Origin of the sequence: Streptomyces sp. NPDC003300 (assembly GCF_040610915.1) — a bacterium.
Lineage (GTDB): Bacteria > Actinomycetota > Actinomycetes > Streptomycetales > Streptomycetaceae > Actinacidiphila.
The window spans coordinates 48,231-73,225 of record NZ_JBEXNE010000002.1 but is presented as its reverse complement, the minus strand read 5'-3'; the positions used below and the strand labels follow the sequence as shown (position 1 = coordinate 73,225).

Annotated in this window: 18 protein-coding genes and 1 riboswitch; of the genes, 4 read left to right on the top strand and 14 right to left on the bottom strand. The window is 74.1% G+C overall.

Annotated features, from left to right (window positions below):
• Positions 1 to 41: 41 nt before the first annotated feature.
• The 13 genes from cobJ to ABZX65_RS02810 form a co-directional block, all read right to left on the bottom strand.
• Positions 42 to 2,288, bottom strand: coding sequence for a precorrin-3B C(17)-methyltransferase (gene cobJ / locus ABZX65_RS02870; protein WP_355333765.1), 2,247 nt, complete (start codon positions 2,286 to 2,288; stop codon positions 42 to 44).
• Entirely contained in the window at positions 2,285 to 3,529 is a 1,245-nt protein-coding gene (gene cbiE, locus ABZX65_RS02865; protein ID WP_355334668.1) for a precorrin-6y C5,15-methyltransferase (decarboxylating) subunit CbiE, read from the bottom strand. Before cbiE ends, cobJ begins: the two co-directional genes overlap by 4 nt.
• 4 nt (positions 3,530 to 3,533) lie before the next feature.
• On the bottom strand, positions 3,534 to 4,433 hold the full coding sequence (gene cobM / locus ABZX65_RS02860; RefSeq protein WP_355333762.1) for a precorrin-4 C(11)-methyltransferase: 900 nt from the start codon (positions 4,431 to 4,433) through the stop codon (positions 3,534 to 3,536).
• Entirely contained in the window at positions 4,430 to 5,173 is a 744-nt protein-coding gene (cobI, locus tag ABZX65_RS02855) for a precorrin-2 C(20)-methyltransferase (RefSeq protein ID WP_355333760.1), read from the bottom strand. Before cobI ends, cobM begins: the two co-directional genes overlap by 4 nt.
• Entirely contained in the window at positions 5,170 to 6,618 is a 1,449-nt protein-coding gene (locus tag ABZX65_RS02850) for a cobyrinate a,c-diamide synthase (protein ID WP_355333757.1), read from the bottom strand. The genes cobI and ABZX65_RS02850 overlap by 4 nt, the downstream gene beginning before the upstream one ends.
• On the bottom strand, positions 6,612 to 7,208 hold the full coding sequence (gene cobO, locus ABZX65_RS02845) for a cob(I)yrinic acid a,c-diamide adenosyltransferase (RefSeq protein WP_355333755.1): 597 nt from the start codon (positions 7,206 to 7,208) through the stop codon (positions 6,612 to 6,614). The genes ABZX65_RS02850 and cobO overlap by 7 nt, the downstream gene beginning before the upstream one ends.
• Positions 7,208 to 9,319 carry a putative cobaltochelatase gene (locus ABZX65_RS02840; RefSeq protein ID WP_355333753.1) on the bottom strand — a complete coding sequence of 704 codons (2,112 nt, stop codon included), beginning with the start codon at positions 9,317 to 9,319 and terminating at the stop codon, positions 7,208 to 7,210. Before ABZX65_RS02840 ends, cobO begins: the two co-directional genes overlap by 1 nt.
• A 439-nt stretch (positions 9,320 to 9,758) precedes the next feature.
• Positions 9,759 to 13,436: a cobaltochelatase subunit CobN gene (gene cobN / locus ABZX65_RS02835; protein ID WP_355333751.1), complete on the bottom strand. Its 3,678-nt coding sequence runs from the start codon at positions 13,434 to 13,436 to the stop codon at positions 9,759 to 9,761.
• Entirely contained in the window at positions 13,433 to 13,606 is a 174-nt protein-coding gene (locus ABZX65_RS02830) for a hypothetical protein (protein WP_355333748.1), read from the bottom strand. Before ABZX65_RS02830 ends, cobN begins: the two co-directional genes overlap by 4 nt.
• A complete protein-coding gene (locus ABZX65_RS02825) occupies positions 13,603 to 15,144 on the bottom strand; it encodes a cobyric acid synthase (RefSeq protein WP_355333746.1) in 1,542 nt (513 codons plus the stop codon). Before ABZX65_RS02825 ends, ABZX65_RS02830 begins: the two co-directional genes overlap by 4 nt.
• A complete protein-coding gene (locus ABZX65_RS02820; protein ID WP_355333743.1) occupies positions 15,141 to 16,226 on the bottom strand; it encodes a cobalamin biosynthesis protein in 1,086 nt (361 codons plus the stop codon). The genes ABZX65_RS02825 and ABZX65_RS02820 overlap by 4 nt, the downstream gene beginning before the upstream one ends.
• Positions 16,227 to 16,385: 159 nt before the next feature.
• Positions 16,386 to 16,515, bottom strand: a riboswitch (cobalamin riboswitch).
• 115 nt (positions 16,516 to 16,630) lie between these two features.
• On the bottom strand, positions 16,631 to 16,900 hold the full coding sequence (locus ABZX65_RS02815; RefSeq protein WP_355333741.1) for a hypothetical protein: 270 nt from the start codon (positions 16,898 to 16,900) through the stop codon (positions 16,631 to 16,633).
• 54 nt (positions 16,901 to 16,954) lie between these two features.
• On the bottom strand, positions 16,955 to 18,205 hold the full coding sequence (locus ABZX65_RS02810) for an inorganic phosphate transporter (RefSeq protein WP_355333739.1): 1,251 nt from the start codon (positions 18,203 to 18,205) through the stop codon (positions 16,955 to 16,957).
• Positions 18,206 to 18,401: 196 nt separating this feature from the next.
• Between ABZX65_RS02810 and ABZX65_RS02805 the strand changes: the two genes are divergently transcribed.
• The 3 genes from ABZX65_RS02805 to ABZX65_RS02795 all read left to right on the top strand — a co-directional run bounded on the left by ABZX65_RS02805 (position 18,402) and on the right by ABZX65_RS02795 (position 21,900).
• Positions 18,402 to 19,064, top strand: coding sequence for a class II aldolase/adducin family protein (locus ABZX65_RS02805; protein WP_355333737.1), 663 nt, complete (start codon positions 18,402 to 18,404; stop codon positions 19,062 to 19,064).
• A 172-nt stretch (positions 19,065 to 19,236) separates the two neighbouring features.
• Positions 19,237 to 20,352: a prolyl oligopeptidase family serine peptidase gene (locus ABZX65_RS02800; protein WP_355333734.1), complete on the top strand. Its 1,116-nt coding sequence runs from the start codon at positions 19,237 to 19,239 to the stop codon at positions 20,350 to 20,352.
• Positions 20,353 to 20,520: 168 nt separating this feature from the next.
• Positions 20,521 to 21,900 carry a hypothetical protein gene (locus ABZX65_RS02795; protein WP_355333732.1) on the top strand — a complete coding sequence of 460 codons (1,380 nt, stop codon included), beginning with the start codon at positions 20,521 to 20,523 and terminating at the stop codon, positions 21,898 to 21,900.
• Positions 21,901 to 21,967: 67 nt separating this feature from the next.
• Here the strand turns inward: ABZX65_RS02795 and ABZX65_RS02790 are convergent, their stop codons facing one another.
• Positions 21,968 to 22,861 carry a neutral zinc metallopeptidase gene (locus ABZX65_RS02790; RefSeq protein ID WP_355333729.1) on the bottom strand — a complete coding sequence of 298 codons (894 nt, stop codon included), beginning with the start codon at positions 22,859 to 22,861 and terminating at the stop codon, positions 21,968 to 21,970.
• A 231-nt stretch (positions 22,862 to 23,092) separates the two neighbouring features.
• Here ABZX65_RS02790 and ABZX65_RS02785 point away from each other — a divergent pair, with 231 nt between their 5' ends.
• The gene (locus ABZX65_RS02785; RefSeq protein WP_355333726.1) at positions 23,093 to 24,691 is read left to right on the top strand and encodes an ABC-F family ATP-binding cassette domain-containing protein; all 1,599 of its coding nucleotides are present in this window, start codon (positions 23,093 to 23,095) and stop codon (positions 24,689 to 24,691) included.
• Positions 24,692 to 24,995: the final 304 nt, after the last annotated feature.

Sequence of the window (24,995 nt, the reverse complement as noted above, 5' to 3'; positions counted from 1 at the left end):
GGGGGCGGTCGGGGCTTGTGGGAACGGGTGACGGGGCGCCGTCATGTCTGCCAGCGGTAGCCGCGGGGGGTCACCATGCGGCCGGAGACGATACGGCTGGCGGTGTTGCCGACGGTCACGACCGTCACCATGTCGACCGTGCCGACGTCGAGGTCGGCGAGCGTCGTGACCTCGACCCGCTCGTCCGGGCGGGACGCCGCGTGGACGACGCCGACCGGAGTCAGCGGGGTGCGGTGCTCGGCCAGGACGGACAGCGCCTTGGGCAACTGCCAGGCGCGCCCGCGGCTGCGGGGGTTGTAGAAGGTCACGACCAGGTCGGACTCGGCGGCGGCCCGCACGCGCCGTTCGATCACGTCCCAGGGTGTGTGCAGGTCGGACAGGCTGATCGAGACGTGGTCGTGGCCGAGCGGCGCGCCCAGCAGGGCGGCTGCCGCCAGGGCGGCGGTCACGCCCGGGACGCCGATCACGTCGATGTCGTCGGCCGCCTCCGCCAGCGCGGGGGAGGCCATCGCGTAGACCCCGGCGTCACCGCTCCCGATCAGCGCGACGGCGTGCCCGGCGCGGGCCTCGGCGACGGCGGTGCGGGCCCGTTCCTCCTCCGCGCCGAGCCCCGACTCCAGCACGCGGGTGCCGGGCATCAGCAGGTCGCGGATCTGGTCGACGTACTGGTCGAGGCCGACGATCACGGAAGCGCGGCGCAGTTCCGCCACGGCGCGCGGTGTCACCAGGTCGCGGGCGCCGGGGCCCAGGCCCACCACGGCCAGCCGTCCGCGCGGTCGGCGCCGCGCGATGGCGGCTGTCGCCATCGCCGACTTCCGCTTCTCCACGATCAGTTGGCCGCCGGTCCCGGCGGCCAGGATCGCCGCCGCCTCCGCCACGGACGGTGTCCCGACCGCGGCGAGCGGCGCCGCCGAGGGGTTCGGCACGGCCGTCCTCGCCAGTTCCGCTGCCGCGTACGTCAGCAACGGCACCCCGAACTCCGCCGCCGCGGCCACGATCCCCTCCTCCCCGGCCTTCGCGTCCACCGTCGCCAGGGCGCTCACGCTCTTCTGCGCCAGCCCCGCCTCCGCCAGGGTGCTGCGCACCAGCCCGACCACTTCCTCCCGCCCGACCCCCCGGCTTCCCCCCACCCCCACCACCAACGACGGCGGCCTCACATACACCGCGACGCCCCCCTCATCTCCCTCCACCACCCGATCCGTCACCCACACCGCATACCCACCCGCGCCCGCCGGGCGGGGGACGGCGGCGTTCGGCGGTGCCGAGGTCAGCTCGCGCTGGGCCGGGGGCTCGGGCCGGAGCGTGGACGGCTGGTCCTGCCCGGCCACAGTCCGGGGGCCTTCGGGGGACGACGGTTCCCCTGAATCCGCCGCGTCCGGCGGACGCGGGACGGCGGTGTTCGGCGGTGCCGAGGTCAGCTCGCGCTGGGCCGGGGGCCCGGGGCGGAGCGTGAACGGCTGGTCCTGCCCGGCCACAGTCCGGGGGTCTTCGGGGGAAGTGGGTTCCCCTGAATCCGCCGCGCCCGCCGGACGGGGGACGGCGGTGTTCGGCGGTGCCGAGGTCAGCTCGCGCTGGGCCGGGGGCCCGGGGCGGAGCGTGAACGGCTGGTCCTGCCCGGCCAAGGTCTGGGGGTCTTCGGGGGAAGTGGGTTCCCCTGAATCCGCCGCGTCCGGCGGACGCGGGATGGCGGTGTTCGGCGGTGCCGTACGGGGCCCGGCGAAGGTCCGGGGGTCTTCGGGGGAAGTGGGTTCACCCGAATGTGCTGGGGTCCACTCTGCCGAGACCACCGTCAGGGGAAAGGCGGGGAGGGGCCAGGTCTGGTCGGTGTGGAGGCGGACGGGGGCGCCGTCGAGGAGGGCGCGGGTGAGGGGGGCCAGGGGCCCGTCCGTGGGGTAGGGGAGGGCGTCGAGCGCGGGGGTGCCGACGGAGTCGGTCGCGGTGGTGATGACGGGAGCGGACCCGAGGACGGAGGAGACGGCGGAGGCCAGAACGTTGGCGCCGCCGCCGTGCCCGCCGAGGAGGGCGACGGCGTGGCGGTGGGCCTCGTCGACGGTGACGACACCGGGATCCTCGGCCTTGCCGCGCAGCAGCGGGGCGAGGAGCCGCACGGCGGCGCCGGTCGCGAGGAAGAGGACGAGCTGGTCGCACTCGGCGAAGGCCGTCGCCACGACGGACCGCAGCGGACGGTCCGCGCCGTCCCCGTACAGCACCGTCCTGCCGGGCCACGCGGCGGCGAGCCGCTCGCATCCGGTGCGCCCCGCCGCGGTGGCGTGGATGAGGCCGATCACGAGAGCTCTCCTTCTTGGGGTGCGGGGCGCCGGGCCCACAGCACGAACACGGGATTCGTCGCGGCCAGCCGCGCCACCTCCCCGGGCAGCGGCGCGAGCCGCGACGACTGGAGCAGGACACCGTCGGGCACCAGCCCGGCGGCCCGCAGGGCACCGCGGACCTCCGCCACCCGGTCCACGGCGGCGAGCGTCACCACGACGGTCCGCCGCGCCCGCCGGGCGCACGCCGCGACGATCGCGGCCAGCTCCGGCCCGCCGCCGCCGACGAAGACGGCGTCGGGGTCGGGCAGTCCGTCGAGCGCGGCGGGCGCGTCCCCGTGCACGACCTGCACGTCCACGCCGTGCGCGACGGCGTTCGCCCGTATCCGTTCGACGCCGTCGGCTGTCTTCTCCACGGCGACCACGGCGGCGCCGAACCGCGCGCACTCCACGGCCACGGACCCGGACCCGGCCCCGACGTCCCACACCAGGTCCCCGGTGCGCGGCCCGAGCCGGGCCAGGGCCAGGGCCCGTACCTCGAACTTGGTGACCATGGAGTCGCGGTGCGCGAACTCCTCCTCGGGCAGCGCCCATTGGGCGGGTGCGGGCGGCGGCCCCGCGACCGTACGGGAGACGTCGGCCCGTTCGCCGAAGGAGTCCGCCGCCAGGCACAGCACCACCGCGACCCCGGCCCCCGACCAGTCCCGTTCGGCGGCCCGCGCGGGCGAGACCCGCTCGACGCGCTCGGCATCCGTACCGAGCGCGGAGGCGACAACGAGGGTACGGTCCAGGCCGGTACGGGCCAGCGCCGCGCCCAACTCGGCCGGTCCCGCGCAGGGTCCGGTCAGTACGGCGGTCTTGGGGTGCGCCCGGCACACATGGACGGCGGTGCGCAGATCGCGTCCGTGCGCGCTGACCACCACCGCGTCGTCCCAGCGCAGCCCGAGCCGGGCGAAGGCCACCGCGACGGACGGGGACGACGGCCGTACGTCGAGCGCCGCCGCGCCGAACCGCGCGCCCAACGCCCGTACGATCCCGAAGAATCCGGGGTCGCCCGAGGCGAGCACGACCACGCGGGCACCGGGCGCGGCCGCGTACTCCGCGATCGTGTCGAGCGCGGGTGCGAGCGGCCCGAGCACCACGCGCCGTGCCCCGGCGGGCAGTTGGACCGCGTCGAGGTGCCGGGCGGCGCCGACGACCAGATCGGCGGCGCCGACGTCGGGCACCGGGCCGCCCGTACCCACACCGAGGACGGTGATCACGCCGTCACCCATGGGACTCACGCGCTTCCCCCGAAGCGCGGGACTCCTCCGGCGTACGGGACTCTCCCGGAGCACGGGACTCCCGCAGGGCGCGCCGCGCCACCGGATCGGCCCGCCGGAAACCGTGGAAGTGGCCGGGGTGATAGAGGTGCGAGCGCGTCCCGGAGGCGGCGAGCGCGGGTCCGACCAGGAAGAGCGTGTGCTTCCAGAGCTTGTGCTCCTTGACGGTGGCCTCCATCGTGCCGACCGTGCAGCGCAGCAAAAGCTCCTCGGGCCAGGTGACCTGATGGGCAATCAGCACCGGGGTGCCGGTGACGTAGCCGCCCTCCAGCAGCTCGGCGGCGAGCTGCCCGGACCGCGCCGCGGACAGGAACACCGCCATCGTCGTACCGTGCCGGGCGAATTCCCTGACCTCCTCGCCCGGCGGCATCGGCGTCTTGCCGCCGCCCAGCCGGGTCAGGATCACCGACTGCGCGACCTTGGGAATCGTCAACTCCCGCCCGGCCAGGGCCGCGACGGCCGAGAACGACGACACCCCCGGCACGATCTCCACCTCGATGCCGAGCCCCGCGCAGCGGTCCACCTGCTCCTGCGTGCCGCCCCACAGCGCCGGATCGCCCGAGTGGATCCGCGCCACCCGCAGCCCCTCGCGCAGCGCCCGCTCGTACACCGCGACCACGTCCTCCAGCGACATCGCCGCTGAGTCCAGGATCTCCGCGCCGTCGCGGGCGTGCCGCAGCACCTCGGCCTGCACCAGGCTCGCCGCCCAGATGACGACGTCCGCCTCCGCGATGGCCCGCGCCGCCCGGAAGGTCAGCAGATCCGCCGCGCCGGGGCCCGCGCCGACGATCGTCACCTTCGCGCCGTTTGCGGCGCCCGTCCCCGGTTCCGTCGAGCCGCTCACAGCTTTCCTCCCCGGCCGCCGTCGCGCCGCGCGGGCGCGATCAGGGTCGACAGGTACGGCAGCGCGCCGTCCCGCAGCTCCTCCGCCAACTCCTTGGCGGGCCTGATCGATTCACCGGGCAGCCCCAGCGAACTGCCCCACACCGCGCCCTCGGTCCTGCCGGTCTCCCGCAGCGCCGCCGCCACTTCCCCGGCCAGCCGCCCGAATTTGTACGCCACCACCGTGCCGGGCCCCTCCAGCGCCGCCCGCAGCACCGCGGCCCCCGCCGTCACCGGCACCAGCGTCAACGGCTCGGTCCCCTCGGTGAGTACGGCCCCGCTGCGCGCCGCCAGATCCTGCATCGCCGTGATGCCGGGCACCGTCTCGATCCGCACCCCGGCCACCGACTCCGTGACCGTCTGCGCCAGATACGTGAACGTCGAGTACACATTCGGGTCGCCGATCGTCGCGAAGGCCACCGTCCCGTGCTCCCGCAGGAGTTCGGCCACCCGCGCGCCCGCCGCGTCCCACGCCGCCTCCCGCCGCGCCCGGTCGGTCCGCTCGTTCAGCGCGAACACCACCCGGACGATCCGCGCCGCGTCCACGTAGTGCAGTACGGTCGCCTCCGCCCGTCCCCGCTCGCCCGTGTCGAGTACCGGTACGACGACCACGGCCGCCGCCCGCAGCGCGTTCACTCCCTTGACGGTCACCAGCTCCGGGTCGCCGGGGCCCACCCCGACTCCGGTCAGCAGCACGGTCATTCGGCACACCTCTCTACGAAGCGCCGCGCCAGTGACGGCTCGGCGGCCCAGTGCACATGCAGATACGAGGCATGCACGTTCTTCTCCACGAAGCCGTCGACCCTGCGGGCGGCTTCTCCCGTGAAACCCCAGGCCGGGGTGGCGCCCGCACCCGGCTCCACGCGGGTCCTGTGGAACTCGTGGCCCCGCAGGCGGGTGCCGGCCGCCGCCAGCACGCTGTCGCTCAGCGCGACGGCCTCGCGGTAGCCCAGCGTCAGGCGGTCGGTCATCGTGGCCGTGGCGTTCAGCACCCCGCACATCGGAGCGCCGTCCAACTCCCTTGTCAGATAAAGGAGTCCGGCGCACTCCGCCGCGATCGGGCCTTCGAAGGCGGCGACCGCCTCGCGCAGCCGCTCATTCGCCGACAGGTCGGCGGCGTGCATCTCGGGGAAGCCGCCGCCGAGGATCACGCCGCGCGTACCCTCCGGCAGCTCCTCGTCCCGCAGCGGGTCGAACCCCACCACGTCCGCCCCCGCCGCCCGCAGCAGCTCCGCCTGCTCCTCGTACCCGAACGTGAACGCCGCCCCACCCGCGACAGCCACCACCGCGCCCCTCCCCGCATCCGAGCCCGACCCCCCGGCCCCACCCGCAGTGGCAGCCGGGGGAGGGGCCGGGGCGGAGCCACGGTTTCGGGGAGGGGCGGGGTGGGGGGAAGCGGCGCCGCAGGCCGCCAGCTCGGACAGCGGGTCCCAGGCGGTGCCCGGCAGGTCCGGGGCGCTGCGCGCCAGGGAGAGGAGCGCGGGCAGATCGCAGGCACCGCGCACGAGCGCGGCGAGCTCACGGACCCACCCCACGGCGTCGCCCCGCCGCTCGGCGACAGGAATGAGCCCGAGGTGCCGGGACGGCACATGAAGCAGCGGCGCGCGCCGCAGCACACCGAGCACGGGCACCCCGGACTCGTCGAGCGCGGCCCGCAAAAGGGCCTCGTGCCGATCGGAAGCGACCTGATTGAGAACGACCCCGCCGATCCGCACCTCGGGATCCCAGGAGGCGAAGCCATGGACGAGCGCGGCGACGGACCGCGACTGCGCGCCGGCGTCCACGACGAGAACCACCGGCGCCCGGAGAATCTTGGCGACCTGCGCGGTGGAGCCCAGCTCACCGCGCCCCGCGGCACCGTCGAAGAGCCCCATGACGCCCTCGACGACGGCGAGTTCGCATCCGGCGGCGCCGTGCGCGAAGAGCGGGACGACACGGTCGGGCCCGCACAGAAAGGGATCGAGGTTGCGGCCGGGCCGCCCGGCGGCGAGCGAGTGGTAGCCGGGATCGATGTAGTCGGGCCCGACCTTGTGCGGGGACACGGCGAGCCCGGCCTCGGCGAAGGCGGCCAACAGCCCGGTGGCGACGGTGGTCTTGCCGCTGCCGGAGGCGGGCGCGGCCACCACGAGGCGCGGGACGTTCACCACTCGATGCCCCTCTGCCCCTTCTGCCCGGCGTCCATGGGGTGCTTGACCTTGGACATGTCGGTGACGAGGTCGGCGGCGTCGACCAGCGCGGGCGGCGCGTTGCGGCCGGTGATGACGACGTGCTGGGCGCCGGGCCGGTCGCGGAGCACGGCGACGACCTCGTCGGTGTCGACCCATCCCCAGTGCATGGGGTACGCGAACTCGTCCAGCACGTAGAGCCGGTACGTCTCGGCGGCCAAGTCCCGCTTGACCTGCTCCCACCCCTCGCGGGCCGCGTCCTCGCTGGACTCCAGGGACCGTTGCACCCAGGACCAACCCTCGCCCATCTTGTGCCAGGCGACGGTCCCGCCCTCGCCGGAGTCGCCGAGCACGCGCAGCGCCCGCTCCTCGCCGACCTTCCACTTGGCGGACTTGACGAATTGGAACACCCCGACCGGCCAGCCCTGGTTCCAGGCGCGTAGCGCGAGACCGAAGGCGGCGGTCGACTTCCCCTTGCCGACGCCGGTGTGCACGATCGTCAGCGGCCGGTTCCTGCGCTGACGGGTCGTCAAACCGTCGTCGGGTACGGCACTCGGCTGCCCCTGCGGCATTACGCGGCCCTCCGTACGTCGTTGACGAGCGCGGACACCGTGTCGGCGCGCAGTTCCTCCAGCGTCACCGCGACGCCGCCCAACTCCTGTGCCAGCGCGCCCGCCAGGCCGAGCCTGACCGGGCCCGACTCGCAGTCCACGACCACCGAGGCGGTGCCTTCTGCGGCCAGCAGCCGGGCCGCCCGCCCGGCGAGCGCCATCGGTTCCAGACCGCTCTTGACCGTGCTGCCCGCCGCCGCCCGGCTGCCGGTCGCCCGGCCGTCCGTCACCACGATCAGCAGCGGGCGCCGCGTGGCGTCCCGCAACCGCTCCACGCGCAGCACCTCACGCGCCTTGAGCAGCCCGGCGGCCAGCGGCGTACGCCCGCCGGTCGGCAGCTTCTCCAGCCGGGCCGCGCCCGCCTCGACCGACGACGTCGGCGGCAGCACGAGGTCGGCGTCCGCGCCGCGGAAGGTGACCAGACCGACCTTGTCGCGCCGCTGGTACGCGTCCAGCAGCAGCGACAGCACCGCGCCCTTGACCGCGGTCATCCGCTCCCGCGCCGCCATCGAGCCGGACGCGTCCACCACGAACAGCACGAGATTGCCCTCGCGGCCCTCCCTGACCGCCTGCCGCAGATCGTCCCGGCGGATCACGAGCCCCGCGCCCGACCGGCCGCGCGCCCGCTGGTACGGGGCCGCCGCCTGCACGGTGGCCGCCAGATGCAGCTTGCCCAGCGAGCCGCGCGGACGCCTGGCGGAGGTCGTCCTGCCGTGCGCCGTACGGGCCCTGGACCTGCGCCCGGCCGCGCCCTCGCCGATGCCCGGCACATCGAAGTGCCGCGTCCTGTACGGGTCCCCGGCGCCGACCGCCGAGCGCTCGCCCTTGGGCCCGGAGCCGTCGCCCGCGCTGTCGCCCGCACCCGCGCTCGCGGCGGGGGAGTCCTGGCCCGCGGGCGCGTCCTGCTCGCCGCCGGGCTGTTCCCCAGAGCCGCCCTGCGGGCCGCCCTCCGGCTCCCGAGGCCCGGACGGCCCGCCGCCGGGGCCGTCCGGGTCGGTGTCCGGGTCGTCGTCCCCCTCGCCGTCCCGCCCCTCGCCCTGCTCTCCCTCTCCCTCGCCGGCCCCGCGCTCCCGCTCCAGCGTCTCGTCCAGCTTGTCCTCGTCGAGACCGGGCGCGTCAAAGGGGTTGCGACGCCGCCGGTGGGGCAACGCCAACAGCGCGGCCTGCCGTACGTCCTCGGCGAGGACGACCGTGCGGCCCGCCCACGCGGCCAGCGCCGTCGCCGTACGCGCCATGACGATGTCCGCGCGCATCCCGTCCACCTCGAACGCCGCGCACGTCGCCGCGATCTGCCGCAGCGCGCCGTCGCCCAGGCGCACCGACGGCAGCAACCGCCGCGCGGCGGCTATCCGTTCACGCACCGCCTGCTCGTCGGCCGCCCAACGCGCCCCGAAACCGGCCGGATCCGCGTCGTACGCCAGCCGCCGCCTGACCACCTCGACGCGCTCGTCGGTCTCCCGCGAGGCCGCGACCTCGACCGTCAGGCCGAACCGGTCGAGCAACTGCGGGCGCAGCTCGCCCTCTTCCGGGTTCATCGTGCCGACCAGCAGGAAGCGGGCCGCGTGCCGGACGGAGACGCCTTCGCGCTCCACGTAGCTCGCGCCCATCGCCGCCGCGTCCAGCAGCAGGTCCACCAAGTGGTCGTGGAGCAGATTCACCTCGTCCACGTACAGCACGCCGCGGTGCGCCGCCGCCAACAGGCCCGGCTCGTACGCCTTCACGCCCTCCGACAGGGCGCGCTCGATGTCCAGCGCGCCCACCAGTCGGTCCTCGCTCGCGCCGACCGGCAGCTCAACCACCCGCGCCGCGCGGGCCGTTCCCCCGCCCGTCTCATGCGGGCCGTCCGGGCACTGCGCGTCCGGGGCCGCCGGGTCGCAGGAGAACCTGCACCCCGGCACCACCGGTACGTCCGGCAGCAGTGTCGACAGCGCCCGCACCGCCGTGCTCTTCGCGGTGCCCTTCTCCCCCCTGACCAGCACCCCGCCCACCGCCGGGCTCACGGCGTTCAACAGCAGCGCCAACCGCAGGTCTTCCTGGCCCACCAGGGCCGTGAACGGATACGGCGTACTCACGATGCCTCCTCGTACGTGCACAAGCGGTTCGCTGACATCTCTCCCCCCACCCCGCCCCTCCCCGAAGCCCTCAATCGCCGGGCGGGCTGGAGAACCGGGGCGGGGTGCGCGAGGGCGGCTCCCGCCTCCGGCGGGTGGGCGGCGGGCAGGGGAGTTGGGGTGGGGTGCGCGCGGGCGGCTTCCGCCTCCGGCGGGTTGGCGGTCCGTGCTGCGCACGCCTCGGCGGGTTCCGGCTGCGGCTGCCGGAGGGTCGGTGCTGTGCATGCCTCGGCGGGTTCCGGCTTCGGTCGCCGGGCGGGCTGGGGAATGGTGAGAGGGGTGCGGCACGACGAGCCTGTCCGGCGATTGAGGACAGGGGGGACGGGGGCTTGCCGCCGGTTTCGGGGAGGGGCGGGGTGGGGGAGAAGGCCCGCCGCAGGCGTAGCGGTGGCGGTGGGGGTCACGCGTCGCCCTCCAGGTCACCCTCGAGGTCGAGATAGGTGGAGCGCAGGCGCTCCAGGGTCTCGGGGTCGGGGGCGGACCACAGCCCCCGCTCGGCCGCTTCGAGCAGCCGCTCCGAAATCCCCCGCAGAGCCCAGGGATTGGACTTCCGCATGAATTCTTGGTTCTCCGCGTCGAAGACGTACTCGGTGGCGAGCTTCTCGTACATCCAGTCGTCCACCACCCCCGCCGTGGCGTCGTACCCGAAGAGATAATCGACGGTCGCCGCCATCTCGAAAGCCCCCTTGTACCCGTGCCGCCGCATCGCGGCCATCCAGCGGGGATTGACGACCCGCGCCCGGAACACCCGGTGCGTCTCCTCACCGAGGGTCCGCGTGCGGACCTGGTCCGTGAGCGCGGAGTCGCCGACATAGGCCCGCGGGGAGTCGCCGGTCAGATGCCGGACCATGGCGACCATGCCCCCGTGGTACTGGAAGTAGTCGTCGGCGTCGACAAGGTCGTGCTCACGGGTGTCGACGTTCTTGGCGGCGACCTGGATACGGCGGAAGGCGGCCTCCATGTCACCGCGGGCGGCCCGCCCGTCGAGACCGCGGCCGTAGGCGTAACCGCCCCAGACGGCGTAGACCTCGGCGAGGTCGGCGTCGGAACGCCAGTTGCGGGCGTCGATCAGCGGCAGCAGCCCGGCCCCGTAGGCACCGGGCTTGGAGCCGAAGATGCGGGCGGTGGCGCGCCGCCGGTCCCCGTGCTCGGCGAAGTCCTCGTCGGCGTGGGCGCGTACGTAGTTGACGTCGGCGGGCTCGTCCAACTCCGCGACGGCCCGCACCGCGTCGTCCACGAGGGCGACGACGTGCGGAAAGGCGTCGCGGAAGAAGCCGGAGATGCGGACGGTGACGTCGATCCGGGGCCGCCCCAACTCCTGGGCGCCGACGACCTCGAAGCCGGTGACCCGCCGGGACGCGTCGTCCCACAGCGGGCGGCAGCCGAGCAGCGCCAGGATCTCGGCGATGTCGTCGCCCTGGGTGCGCATGCACGACGTGCCCCACACGGTGAGGCCCACGGACTGCGGATACGCGCCGGTGTCGGCGAGGTGCCGGGCCAGCAGCGAGTCGGCGAGCGCCGTGCCGACGTCCCAAGCGAGCCTGGACGGAATGGCCTTGGGGTCGACGGAGTAGAAATTGCGGCCGGTCGGCAGGACGTTGACCAGGCCGCGGGTCGGCGACCCGGAAGGCCCGGCCGGTACGTAACCGCCGCGCAGCGCCCGCAGGATGTGGTCGATCTCGTCGGTCGTACGGGCCAGGCGCGGCGCGACCTCGCGGGCGGCGAATTCCAACACCCTTACCGCGTCCGGCACTTCGTGGTCGCCCAGCACCTGCGCGACCACCCCGGCGGCGGCGTCACGGTGCCAGTCGGCGGCCTCCATCGCCTCCGCGAGCCGCCGCGCGAGCTGCTCCAGCAGGTCGACGGCGTCGGAGGCGGTCCGCGCGGGGCCGGACGCGAGCGAGGTGAGCGCGGACGGCAGCTCCACGCGGGCGCCGGGCTCGGCGAGCAGCGTCTTCTCCACCAGGCCGAAGGAGAGCGCGAGCGCGGCCCGCAGCCCCGGCAGCGCGCCGCCGACCCCGCCCCACACCTGCGAGGAGCGCAGCACGGCGAGGACCAGATTGGTCCTGGCCTCGCCCACCGGCCCGCCGCCCAGGATGTGCAGACCGTCCCTGATCTGCACGTCCTTGATCTCGCAGAGCCAGCCGTCGACATGCAGCACGAAGTCGTTGAAGTCGTCCTCCTCCGGCTGCTCGTCCACGTGCAGGTCGTGGTGGAGTTCGGCGGCGCGCACCAGGGTCCAGATCTGGCTGCGGACCGCCGGGGCCTTGGCCGGGTCGAGATCGTTCACCAGGGCGTACTCGTCGAGGAGTTGCTCCAGCTTCGCGAGGTCGCCGTACGTGTCGGCGCGGGCCATCGGCGGCACGAGGTGGTCCACGACGGTGGCGTGGCCGCGCCGCTTGGCCTGGGTGCCCTCGCCGGGGTCGTTGACGATGAAGGGGTAGACCAGGGGGAGTTCGCCGAGGACGGCGTCCGGCGCGCAGCCCGCCGACAGCCCGAGGCCCTTGCCGGGCAGCCACTCCATCGTGCCGTGCTTGCCCAGGTGCACGATCGCGTCGGCGCCGAAACCGCCCTCGGCGGTCGCCGTCTCCAGCCAGCGGTACGCGGCCATGTAGTGGTGGGACGGCGGCATGTCGGGGTCGTGGTAGATCGCGATCGGGTTCTCGCCGAAGCCGCGCGGCGGCTGGATCATGATGACGACATTGCCGAACCGCAGGGACGCCAGCACGATGTCGTCGCCGTCGAGGTAGAGGGAGCCCGGCGGCTCGCCCCAGTGCTCCAGCATCCCGGCCCGCAGGTCGGCGTCGAGCGTCGCGAACCACTTCTCGTAGTCGGCCAGCGGCACGCGCGCGGGCGCCGCCGAGAGCTGATCCTCCGTCAGCCACTCCACGTCGTGACCGCCAGCCGCGATCAGCCGGTGGATCAACTCGTCGCCCCCGGAAGGGTATTCACCGGTCACGTATCCCGCCTCGCGCAGCGCGTCCAGCAGCCGTACGGCGGAGGCGGGGGTGTCGAGGCCGACCGCGTTGCCGACCCGGGAGTGCTTGGTCGGGTAGGCGGTGAAGACCAGCGCGAGCCGCTTGTCGGCGTTCGCCTTGTACTTCAGCGCCGCGTGCCGGACCGCGATACCGGCGACCCGCGCCGCCCGCTCCGGATCGGCCGCGTAGACCGGCACATCGCCCTCGCCGGTCTCCTTGAACGAGAACGGCACGGTGATCAGCCGCCCGTCGAATTCGGGGATCGCCACCTGCATCGCCGCGTCCATCGGCGTCAGCGCCGCGTCCGACCCCAGCCACGCCTCGCGCGACGAGGTCAGGCACAAACCCTGGAGCACCGGCACGTCCAGGTCCGCCAACGCGCCGATGTCCCACGCCTCGTCGTCCCCGCCCGCCGTCGCCTCGGACGCGACGGTGCCGCCCGCCGCCAGCACGGTCGCCACGATCGCGTCGGCCCGCCCGAGCAGCGCGTACAGCCCCTCGTCGGCGCTGCGCAGCGAACCGCAGTACACCGGAAGGGCGTTGGCGCCCTTCGCCTCGACCGCCTCGCACAGCGTGTCCACGAACGCGGTGTTCCCCGACAGTTCGTGCGCCCGGTAGAAGAGGACGGCGACGGTCGGCAGGGCCTCGTCGTACGCGTACGCGCCGTGCACGCCGTACTCGGGCATCCGGCGGGGCGCCTCGAAGCCCTCGCCGCTCATCAGCACCGTGTCGGACAGGAAGCGGGCCAGCTCCGTCAGATTCTCCGGGCCGCCCTCGACCAGATAGCGCAGCGCCTCCGCGACGACACCCGCGGGGACCGACGACAGCGCCATCAGCTCCGCGTCCGGCACCGACTCGCCGCCCAGCAGCACCGTCGGCACCCCGGAGGCCGCGAGCGCCGCGAGCCCCTCCTCCCAGACCCGTCGGCCGCCGAGCAGCCGGACCACCGCGATGTCCACGCCGTCCAGCAGCGCGGGCAGTTCGGCCGCCGGATCGACGCGGGAGGGGTTGCCGATCCGGTAGGAGACGGCGGACGAGTCGGCGGCGCGGGCCGCCAACAGGTCGGTGTCGGCGGTGGACAGCAGCAGAACGGTGCTCACGTGTGCCCCATCGTCATCGTCACGTCCCGTTCCCCGGCGGGGGAACGGGTGGGTCTGCGGCCGGCCGCCCCGGAGAAGTCCTTACGGGTGCCGCCCCGGCCGTCGTTCCTGCCGTTGTCCCGGCTGTTGCCCCGGCCGTTGCCCCGGCCGTCGTCCCGGTTGCCGTTCACGGCGCGCCCGGCGGCACGAACGGCAGGTCGGGCGGCGGCCCCTGCTCGATCAGCCGCAGCAGCGCGCCGGTGTCCGCGTGCTCCTCGATCAGATCGCCCAGCCGGTCCAACTGCGCCTCGCGCAGCGCCCCGAAGGACGTGTCGGGCGCCGGGACGAAGCGCCGCCCGGCGGCGGCGGCCACCCGTCGCAGGAACGCCCGGCGGAAACCGTCGCTCTCCAACGAGCCGTGCCAGTGCGTGCCCCACACCGCGCCGACCCGGCAGCCGTCGAGGAACTCCTCGTCACCGCCCAGGACTTCGGCCACCCCGTGGTGGATCTCATAGCCCTCGACGCGCTCCCCGTACGCCGTCCCGACCGGCCTGGCCAGCGTCTTCGCGGCGGCGAAGCGCACCCGGACCGGCAGCAGGCCAAGACCGGGGACCGAGCCCGCCCGCGACTCGACGTCGTCCTCGATGCGGTCGGCCAGCATCTGGAAACCGCCGCAGACACCCAGCACCGGACGCCCCTCGGCGGCCCGCCGTACGACGGCGTCGGCCAGGCCGCGCTCACGCAGCCACTCCAGCGCCCGCACGGTGCCGCGCGTGCCCGGCAGCACCACGAGGTCGGCGTCCGCCAACTCCTCGGCCCGGTCCACGAACCGCACCACCACCCCCGGCTCCGCCGCGAGCGCGTCCACGTCCGTGAAGTTCGACATCAGCGGTACGGCGACCACCGCGACCCGCAGCAACTCCGCGCCGTGCGGCGGCGCGACCACCGATTCATGGGCGGCGCGCGGCGACACGCTCCCCCGAACTCCGCCCCGGGGGACCCCCAGCCCGTCCTCCTCGTCGATGCCCAGGCCGTGGGCGAACGGCAGCACGCCGAGCGTCGGCCGGCCGGTCAGCTTGTGCAGCATGTCCAGACCCGGCCGGAGCAGCGAGACGTCACCGCGGAATTTGTTGACCAGATAGCCCGCGACCAGCGCCTGGTCCTCGGGCGCGAGCAGCGCCGTCGTCCCGAAGAAGGAAGCGAAGACGCCGCCGCGGTCGATGTCGCCGACCACGACCACCGGCAGTCCGGCCGCGCGGGCCACGCCCATGTTCACGATGTCGGTCCTGCGCAGATTGATCTCGGCCGGGCTGCCCGCGCCCTCGCAGATCACCGCGTCGTACCGGCCGCGCAGCTCTTCGAGGCAGCCGGTGACCGTGCCCAGCAGATCGGCCTGCCGTCCGCCGTGGTAGCCGCGCGCGCTCAGTTCGCCTACGGCCTTGCCCAGGACCACGACCTGGCTGCTGCGGTCGCCGCCCGGCTTGAGCAGCACCGGATTCATCAGCGCCGACGGCTCCACGCGGGCGGCCTGCGCCTGCATCGCCTGTGCCCGGCCGATCTCGGCGCCCTCCCGCGTCACGAACGAGTTCAGCGACATGTTCTGCCCCTTGAAGGGGGCCACGCGTATGCCCTGTCGCACCAGCCACCGGCAGATCCCCGCCGTCACCACGGACTTGCCCGCGTCCGAGGTCGTCCCGGCGACCAACAGGCCGCCCCCGAGGGCCGTCACGAGGTCCCCCCGGCGCCGGAGAGGGACCGCGCCCGGCGCGACACCGTCGGACTCCACCCTCGTGCGTCCCGCCGCCGCGGCGGACGTACCCCCACGCCGACGGCACGTCCCCCGAAGGGCCGTTCCCCCGGTCGGCCGTGGCCCGGCGCCGAGCCGCCCCGTATCGCCGCCGTCAGGACGCAGAGCGCCGCCGCGGCGGCCGAGACCCGCCGCGACAGCCGGACGGCCCGCGCGATGTCGGCCGGGGCCGGGGCCGGGTGTTCGGCGCCCAGGACGGCGCGGTGTTCGGTGCGGCCCGCGTAGGAGAGGGTGCCGCCGAGACGCAGGCGCAGGGCGCCGGCGAAGGCGGCTTCCACGGGTCCCGCGTTGGGGCTGGGGTGCGCGGCGGCGTCCCGGCGCCAGACGCGCAGGGCGGTACGCGGCGAGGGCCCGGCGAGGACGGCGAGCGCGGCGGTGAGGCGGGCGCCGGGGTAGCCGACGACGTCGTCCAGCCGCGCGGCGGTCCAGCCGAACCGCAGGTGGCGCGGCGACCGGTGACCGACCATCGCGTCGAGCGTGTTGACGGCGCGGAAGCCGACCAGCCCCGGCACCCCGCCCCACGCGCCCCACACCAGGGCCCCGACGACCGCGTCCGAGGTGTTCTCCGCGACCGACTCGACCACGGCGCGCGCGATCCCCGCCGCGTCCAGGGAATGCGGGTCGCGTCCGCACAGGTGCGGCAGCCGGGCGCGCGCCGCCTCGATGTCCCCGGCGTCGAGCGCGGCGGCGACGGCCCGCGCCTCACGGGCCAGTGACGTCCCGCCCAGCACCGACCAGGTGGTGGCGGCGGTCAGCGCGACGCGGAGCGCGACAGAGGACCGTACGGCCCGGTCGGCCAGCGCGGCGGCACCCACCGCACCCCCGGCGCACAGCACGGCGTACGCCGCCCCACTGCCCCGGTCGTCACGCCACATCCGGCGCTCCAACGCGCCCGCCGCGCGCCCGAACACCGCGACCGGATGGCCGCGACGCGGGTCGCCCGCGACGAGATCGCCGAGAAAGCCGAGTGCGGCGCCGTACGCGAACACGCGATCGGCACGCACCGGTTCAGCCCGCGTCCACGCCGTCCAGGTGAAGTGCCGGACAGGGTGGCGTACTTGTGCGCACCTGCGTGCGGTGGTCCGTGACGAGTCGAGCGCAGCCGGGCATGGCAGAGGTCCTCACTCAGGGTCCGCGCCCTGGTTCGACGTGACCGGCGGTGAGAGTCTCCTGGCTCCCGGATCTACGCACTCCCGGCCTTCCAACCGGATTTCCGGCCGTGACGTACGGGTTGGGAGTGCACTCCCCGGTGACAGTGGCGGGACCGCGCCGGATTCGCACCGGACTTCCTCTCCTGCCGCCGCATGGCCTCCGCAGTCCACCACGTGCGCGCAGGCAGGTCAACTCACCGTTGACCTGGGAAGACGGAGTGTGGCGAGGTCCACATCCGCCGCCGAAACCCGTGAGTTCAGGCCACGATCAGATAGATGCCGTACGAGACCGCCGCGGCGCACACGGCGAAGCAGGCGTAGCCGCCGGTCCGGGCGAGCAGGGCGCCCCCGTGCGAAACGGAGCCGGACCCGGATGCGGCGGGGGAGCCGGAGCCGGAGTCGGACGCCGGAGCGGAGCCGTGCTTGGTGAGGCCGACGATGCCGAGGGTGAACAGGCCGACCAGGCCCACGGTCGCCACGAGGGTGACGCCGAAGACCGTGCCGAGCGCGTGCCAGTCGATGCTCATGAGGGGGTCCCTGGGTCCTTGAGGTAGAGCGGGGAGGCGCGGGGGAGGGGCAGGTCAGGCCGTGGCGGGTGCGCCGGGAACGGTGTCGGAGGGGGCGCCGGGCGCGACGGTCCCGGCGGGCGGCGGGATGACGGCCGCGATGGCCGCGGTGACCGCGCCCTGCGGCTCGACCGCCGCGTCCGGACCGGCGGCCGGGTCGCCGTCCAGGTCGTTGACGTTGGCGTGCGTGACCGGCTTGCGGCGCGACGCCGTACGGATGACCGCGCACACGGCCAGGCCGAGGACCGCCACGGCGGTGACGCCCCAGGTGCCCTCGTCGGCCAGCAGCGCGGCGCCGGCCGCGACCAGGCCGGCGGCGGGCAGCGTGAGCCCCCACGCGGCGACCATGCGGCCCGCGGTGCTCCAGCGGACCACCGCGCCCTTGCGGCCGAGGCCCGCGCCCATCACGGAGCCGGAGCAGACCTGCGTGGTGGACAGCGCGAAGCCGAGGTGCGAGGAGGCGAGGATGGTGGCCGCGGCGCCGGTCTGGGCGGCGAAGCCCTGCTGCGGCTGGATGTCGGTGATGCCCTTGCCCATCGTGCGGATGATCCGCCAGCCGCCGATGTACGTACCGAGCGCGATGGCGCTGCCCGCCGAGACGATGACCCACAGCGGCGGGTCGGCGTGCGGGGCGACGACGCCGCCGGTGATCAGCGCCAGCGTGATGACGCCCATCGTCTTCTGCGCGTCGTTCGTGCCGTGCGCGAGCGAGACCAGGCCCGCGGAGGCGATCTGGCCCGCCCGGTAGCCCTTCGAGGTGGCCTCGGGGTCGGCGTGGCGGCCGATCCGGTAGGTGAGCCGGGTGGCGAGCGTGGCGGCGAGACCGGCCACGATCGGCGCGGCGACGGCCGGGATGAGCACCTTCATGACGACCGCCTCGCCGTGCACACCGTGGGTGCCGACCGAGACGAGGGTGGCGCCGATGAGGCCGCCGAACAGGGCGTGCGAGGAACTGGACGGGAGTCCGGCCAGCCAGGTGAGCAGATTCCAGACGATCGCGCCGACGAGCCCGGCGAAGATCACTTCCGGTCTGATGCCGGAGGACTCGTCGATGATGCCGCCGGAGATGGTCTTGGCGACCTCCACCGAGAGGAAGGCGCCGACGAGGTTGAGCACGGCGGACATGGCCACCGCCGTCTTTGGCTTGAGTGCGCCGGTCGAGATGGTGGTGGCCATCGCGTTGGCGGTGTCGTGGAAACCGTTCGTGAAGTCGAACACGAGTGCGGTGACGATCACGATTCCGATCAGGAGCGTGATGTGTTCCATGTACCCAGGCATTCGTTTGATCGGACAGTGGCGAGGCGACCGTACGGAGAGCGGATGAACGGAAGATGAACTGACGGCGGCTTTGTGGTGCCGGAGCGGTCGGGCGGCCTCAGTCAGTATCGAGCCGATCCGGCCGATCGGACCCCTCGGGGAGGCGATCCGCGCCCGCCGGGGGCCGGGCGGTGATAATGCCCGTGTGCAGGACTCCTTGGAGAAGGCTTGGTCGGACGTGGTGGACACCGCCCGGCGCACGGTCGCCGACGGGCTGGTGGTCGGCACCTCGGGCAATGTCTCGGCCCGCGTCGGCGATCTCGTGCTGGTCACCCCGACCGGCGTCCCCTACGACCGGCTCGGCCCGGCGGACGCCGTAGTGGTGGATCTCACGGGCCGCCGCCTCATGGGGGAGCTGCGGCCGACCAGCGAACTGCCCATGCACCTGGCCGTCTACCGCGCCACCGACGCCCGCGCGATCGTGCACACCCACGCCGCGCACGCCACCGCCGTCTCCACCCTCGTCGACAAGCTGCCCGTCATCCACTACATGGCGGCGGCCCTCGGCGGCCAGGTCAGGGTCGCGGACTACGCCACCTACGGCAGTGAGAGGCTGGCCGCCGCCGTCCTCAAGGCGCTCCGCGACCGCACCGGCTGCCTGATGCGCAACCACGGCACCCTCGTGTACGCCGACACCCTCGACAAGGCGTACGACAACACCGCCCAGCTGGAGTGGATGTGCCGCGTCTGGCTGCTGGCCGGATCGGCCAACGGCCACGAGCCCCGTACGCTCCCCGGCCGCGAGCTGGCCAAAGTCGCGGAAAAGCTGCGCGGCTACGGGCAGGGCGCGCCGGAGGCCGCCGACTAGACGACTCGGGCCGCCGCTTCTCCACCGTCTCCACACACGCCTCTCCACGCGCCCGCCGCGCCCGGCCGCCCCGCACACGCCGTCCGCCCCCCCCGGACGCCACTCGCCTGTCCGTCACCCGGCCGCCGCCGTCGCCTGGCCGCTTTCGGCCGACGCGCTCACACTGGAAGAGATGCGTACCCGAACCGCGGTGGCCATGGCAGCCACCACCGTGCTGGGTGCCGGAACGGCCGCGCTGGCGGCCGGCCGGTACGGATCCCGCTTCGCCCTGAGGCCGTCGCTGAGAGGCCCGGTGCCCGAGGGCGACGTGACGCTGCACAGCGTGACCGCGGACCAGGTGGTGCTCACCCGCACCCTGTCCTCGGCCCGCCCCGGCGTCTGGGGCCTGACCGGCGACGATCTGCACGCCGCCGTCGGCGACGTGCTCGACCTGACCCCGTACTCGGTGACCCGGCGGCTGCTGAGCGTCCAGCGCGGCGCCCTCACCCCCGGCGCCCGGGTCCGGCTGACCCCGCAGGCGTGCGCGGGCGACCCCGGCAGCGCCCTCGGCCTGGACCACACCGAGGTCCTGCTGCGCGGCGAACTCGGCCCGCTGCCCGCCTGGTTCGTGCCCGGCGCCCGCGACACCTGGGTGATCGCGGTGCACGGCCTCGGCGCCACCCGCGAGCACCCGCTGAACGTGGCGACCGCCCTGCACGCCCACGGCCTCCCGCAGCTCCTGCTCGCCTACCGCAACGACCCCGGCGCCCCCGCGTCCCCCGACGGCATCGGCCACCTCGGCGCCACCGAATGGCGCGACCTCGACACGGCGATGCGGTACGCGGTCGAGTACGGCGCCCAGCGGCTGGTGCTCTTCGGCTGGTCCACCGGCGCCACGATGGCCCTGCACGCGCTGGCCGGGTCCCCGGTACGCGACCGGGTCAGCGGCCTGGTGCTGGACTCCCCGGTCCTCGACTGGGAGGCCACCGTCCGCGCCGCCGCCGAGTCCAACGGCGTCCCCGACGCGCTGATGCCGCTCGCCGTCCGCGCCGCCGAGGGCCGTACCGGCATGCTCCCCGAGCCGGTCGCCGCCGCGGCGGACCCGGCGCGGCTGACCGTTCCCACCCTGCTCGTGCACGGACCGGGCGACACCCTCGCCCCGTGGGCCGCCTCCCGCGAACTCGCGGCCCTCCGAGCCGACTTGGTGACCCTCCACACCGTGCCCGACGCGCCGCACGCGGCGATGTGGAACGTCAACCCGGCGGACTACGAGGAGACGTTGCGGCGATTCCTCACACCACTGATGTGACCGGTGTCAAGACCGCCCCATCAGGGTGAGAGCCGCCCCGGAAACCCCCGCTGAGCTGCGACGACGCGAGCGCGAAGGGGCCCGGAAGAGCGCCTCCGGGGCACCCTTGTAGATCATCGGGCCGGGTTCCGTTTGGGATTATGGGCGCTCACCGGAGAGACTTCTCCAGTGACGTCCCGTAGCCCGCGAGACACTCCGCTCCGCCTTGTCCCCCGACGGCCGCTCACCGCCGCCCGCCGGACCGCAACGACGCGCCGGTCCAGACCCCCGCGGCCGCCCGAGGGCACGCCGCCGCTGCCGCAGCTCGCCCGGCTGGCCCGCGCCGAACTGGCCGACGCCGCACGGCTCGCGCGCTGGGCCGGCACCGGCCCCGGCACCGCAGGACCGACCGGCATACTGCCCGACGACGCCGCCGCGCAGGCCGCAGCGGCGCTCAACCTGACCCGGCCGCAGATCCGTACCGCATGGGACCGGGCGCGGCTGTCGGGGCTGATCGAACTGCACGGCGGCACCGCACGGCCCGGCTGGCGGCTGCGGGCCTGGGACACCGACGACACCGCCGTGCTGCGCGGCTGGGTCGCGCTCTTCGACGCCTGGTCGCTGGCCCACCCCTTCCTGCCGGGCCCGCAGGCCGGTCCCGACCCGGCGCTGGTCGCCGAAGTCATCGAGGCCGCACCGCAGTTGCTGTCCTTCCTGCACCTGTCCAACGAGCCGGTGCCGATCGACACCCTGCTCGACCTGCTGCGGCAGCGCGTCGCGGAACTGCGCGCCGAGCGGCACGAACCGCCCGCCGACGGCGCGGGCGACGCCCCCGATCCGCTGCCCGCGCTGCTCGACTGGACGCTGGACGCCGTCGCCCGGGTCGGCGCGCTGCGCCCCCGCGACCCCAAGCGCCCCGACGAGGTCACGCTCACCGCGATCGGTTCCTGGGCGGTGTGGGTCAAGCTGGAGCAGATCTGCGTGGCCGCGCAGGGCCCCGCGGGGCACATGGAGCAGTCCGCCGAGACCATGCTGCGGGCCAGCGCCCGCCTCTCGCCGGGGCCGGCCCGCGCCGAGTACCGCGCCTGGCTGGCCGCCCGCCCGGTCGCGCTGGCCGTCGGCGAGTTGCTGGACACCGCGCGCGGCGACGACGCCCTGCTGCGCGGCCTCGCCTTCGAGGCGCTGCGCGTGGTCGGCGACCCCGCAGAGCCGGCCGTCCGCGACGTGGTCGAGGAGCCGACCCTGCGCCCCTACGCGGTGCTGTGGCTGGCGGAGTTGGACGGCGGCGACCCGGACACCGCGACCGGCCTGCTGACCCGCGAGGAGGCCACCTGGCTGTGGATCGACACGGCCGCGGCCGTCGCCGACCACGGCGAGGACCACCTGCTCGTCAGCCACCTGGAGACCGCCGTCCAGGGCTCGGTGCCCGGGCTGCTCGAAGAGGTCCGCAACGTCGGCCACCCCAGGACCGTCCAGGTGCTCGTGGCGCTCGCCGCCGCGCACCCGGACCCCGCCCTGGCCAAGGCGATGCGCAGGGCCGCCTTCCAGGTCCACACCGGCGAGACCTGAGCCGCCGCGAGCGGTACGCGACCCCCGCGCCGTACAGCGCGCGGGGACCCGTACCGCCAGCCGGTCCTCAGCCGAAGGTGTCGCAGGCCGCCAGGTCCCCGGTCCTCAGCCCGGTGGTGAACCACTGCTGACGCTGCGCCGCGGACCCATGCGTCCAGGCGTCCGGCGTCACCCGCCCCTGCGCCCGCGACTGGATCGTGTCGTCGCCGACGGCCGCCGCCGCGTCGAGACCGCGCGCGATGTCGTCGGGCGTCACCGCCGTGATCAACGAGGTGCCGGTGGCCGGATTGAGGGTCCTGGTGGCGTTCTTCGCCCACAGCCCGGCATAGCAGTCGGCCTGCAACTCCACGCGTACGGACGCGGTGTCGGCCCCGCTGCGGCCGTCCTGGGCCGCGCTCAGAACACCCGTCAGATTCTGCACATGGTGGCCGTATTCGTGCGCGACGACATAGCTTTCTGCGAACGGCCCGCCTTTGGCGCCGAATTGGGTCTGCAACGTCTGGAAGAAATTCAAGTCGATATAGACCTTGCGGTCCGCGGGGCAGTAGAACGGCCCGGTCCGCGGGTCGGCCGGACCGCAGCCGGTGCTCACCGGAGCGTCGAAGAACACCGTCGGCGCGGTCCGGTACGCGGCGCCGCGGCGGCTGAACTCGGCGGTCCAGTACGCCTGCACGCTGTTGACCACGGCCACGATCCGGCACTGCTCCTGCGCGTTGGCGTCCCGCCCGGTCGAACAGCTCCGCGCCAGACCGGCGCCGGCCGCGCGCGTGTCCGAGACGGTGTCGGAGCCGCCGCTGAGGCCGAGTTGGTCGGGGCTGATGCCCAGCACCAGGCCGATCACGACCGCGAGCAGCCCGGCGATTCCGCCGCCCACCAGCTTCCCGCCGGGGCCGCCGCCCGAACCGCCCCGCCGGTCCTGGACCTGCGAGGTGTCGAGCGGAGTGTCGTCGTCGAACCGCATGTGCCGATTATGTGTGATGTGCCCCACTTCGGCGCACCGGTGGCCGGGTACCGGCGCGCCCCTGACCGGGGGCGGGGGCACTCGGCCCCGCGACGCCCGCGCCCCCCGGCGCGGTAAACCGTTTGCCGGCCGCCGGTAGACTGAGCCCCATGGCAGTTCTATTCCTCGATTAGCCACGGCGTACGACCTCGCGCCCGTTTCCGTCGTCCGTCCTGTCCTGGAGCTTTTCCCGTGATCACTGCCACCGGCCTTGAGCTGCGCGCCGGCGCCCGCATCCTCATCGAGTCCGCCTCCTTCCGTGTCGCCAAGGGCGACCGCATCGGCCTGGTCGGCCGCAACGGAGCGGGCAAGACCACCCTGACCAAGGTGCTCGCGGGGGAGGGCCAGCCCGCCGCAGGCACCGTCACCCGCAGCGGCGAGGTCGGCTATCTCCCGCAGGACCCGCGCACCGGGGACCTCGACACCCTCGCCAGCGACCGCATCCTGTCCGCCCGCGACCTCGACACCGTCCTGCGCAAGATGCGGGAGAACGAGGAGCGGATGGCCAACGGAAAGGGCGCCACCCGCGAGAACGCGATGAAGAAGTACTCGCGTCTGGAGACGGAATTCCTCACCAAGGGCGGATACGCCGCCGAGGCCGAGGCCGCCACCATCGCCGCCGCGCTCGGACTGCCCGACCGCATCCTCGGGCAGCAGCTCCACACCCTCTCCGGCGGCCAGCGCCGCCGCGTCGAACTGGCCAGGATTCTCTTCTCCGACGCCGACACCCTGCTCCTGGACGAGCCCACCAACCACCTCGACGCCGACTCCATCGCCTGGCTGCGCGACTACCTGAAGACGTACCGCGGTGGATTCATCGTGATCTCGCACGATGCCACCCTCATCGAGACCGTGGTGAACAAGGTCTTCTACCTGGACGCCAACCGGTCGCAAATCGATGTGTACAACATGGGCTGGAAGCTCTACCAGCAACAGCGCGAGGCCGACGAGAAGCGCCGTAAGCGCGAGCGGGCCAATGCGGAGAAGAAAGCCGCCGCCCTGAATTCACAGGCCGACAAGATGCGTGCCAAGGCCACCAAGACGGTCGCCGCGCAGAACATGGCGCGCCGCGCGGAGAAGCTGCTGTCCGGCCTGGAGGCGGTACGCGCCTCCGACAAGGTCGCCAAGCTGCGCTTCCCCGACCCCGCCCCGTGCGGCAAGACTCCGCTGATGGCCGAGGGCCTGTCCAAGTCGTACGGGTCGCTGGAGATCTTCACCGACGTCGACCTCGCGATCGACCGCGGCTCGCGGGTCGTCATCCTCGGTCTGAACGGCGCGGGCAAGACCACGCTGCTGCGCCTGCTGGCCGGTGTCGAGCAGGCCGACACCGGCCAGGTGACGCCCGGACACGGCCTCAAGCTCGGCTACTACGCGCAGGAGCACGAGACGCTCGACCCGGACCGCACCGTGCTGGAGAACATGCGGTCGGCCGCGCCCGACACCGATCTGGTGGAGATCCGCAAGATCCTCGGCTCGTTCCTCTTCTCCGGCGACGACGTCGACAAGCCCGCCGGGGTGCTCTCCGGCGGCGAGAAGACCCGGCTCGCGCTCGCCTCCCTCGTCGTCTCCAGCGCCAATGTGCTGCTGCTCGACGAGCCCACCAACAACCTCGACCCCGCCAGCCGCGAGGAGATCCTGGGCGCGCTGCACACCTTCACCGGCGCGGTCGTCCTGGTCACCCACGACGAGGGCGCCGTGGACGCGCTCCAGCCGGAGCGGATCATCCTGCTGCCGGACGGCGTGGAGGACCTGTGGGGCCAGGACTACAAGGACCTGGTCTCGCTGGCCTGAGCCCCGGCGGCGCCCGGCCTGGTGCCGCCCCGCGCGGGGCGCGGGGCGGCTCAGAGGCCCGCACCCGCACGAAGTGATCATGTCGATTCGATCATTCGGCCCACTGATCATCCTTCATCTGCGTGAGTCCGGCTCGTACCGCGCGCCCACGGGGCGCGGTACGGGCGACCGCCGCCGTGATCAGTGGTGTGACGTCGGAGAACTCCTTACCGACCACGGCTGACCTGCCGCTATTGCCCGCACACCCTTCTCCGTACGGAATTGCCGCCCCGGAAAAGCCGCTCCCGGCCCCTTCGCACCGGCG

Bases quoted from the DNA above. Each gene is read 5' to 3' on its own strand.
- cobO (WP_355333755.1), bottom strand. From the start codon at position 7,208: ATGCCGCAGGGGCAGCCGAGTGCCGTACCCGACGACGGTTTGACGACC.
- ABZX65_RS02790 (WP_355333729.1), bottom strand. From the start codon at position 22,861: ATGCGGTTCGACGACGACACTCCGCTCGACACCTCGCAGGTCCAGGAC.
- ABZX65_RS02815 (WP_355333741.1), bottom strand. From the start codon at position 16,900: ATGAGCATCGACTGGCACGCGCTCGGCACGGTCTTCGGCGTCACCCTC.
- ABZX65_RS02810 (WP_355333739.1), bottom strand. From the start codon at position 18,205: ATGGAACACATCACGCTCCTGATCGGAATCGTGATCGTCACCGCACTC.
- ABZX65_RS02800 (WP_355333734.1), top strand. From the start codon at position 19,237: ATGCGTACCCGAACCGCGGTGGCCATGGCAGCCACCACCGTGCTGGGT.
- cobI (WP_355333760.1), bottom strand. From the start codon at position 5,173: ATGACCGTGCTGCTGACCGGAGTCGGGGTGGGCCCCGGCGACCCGGAG.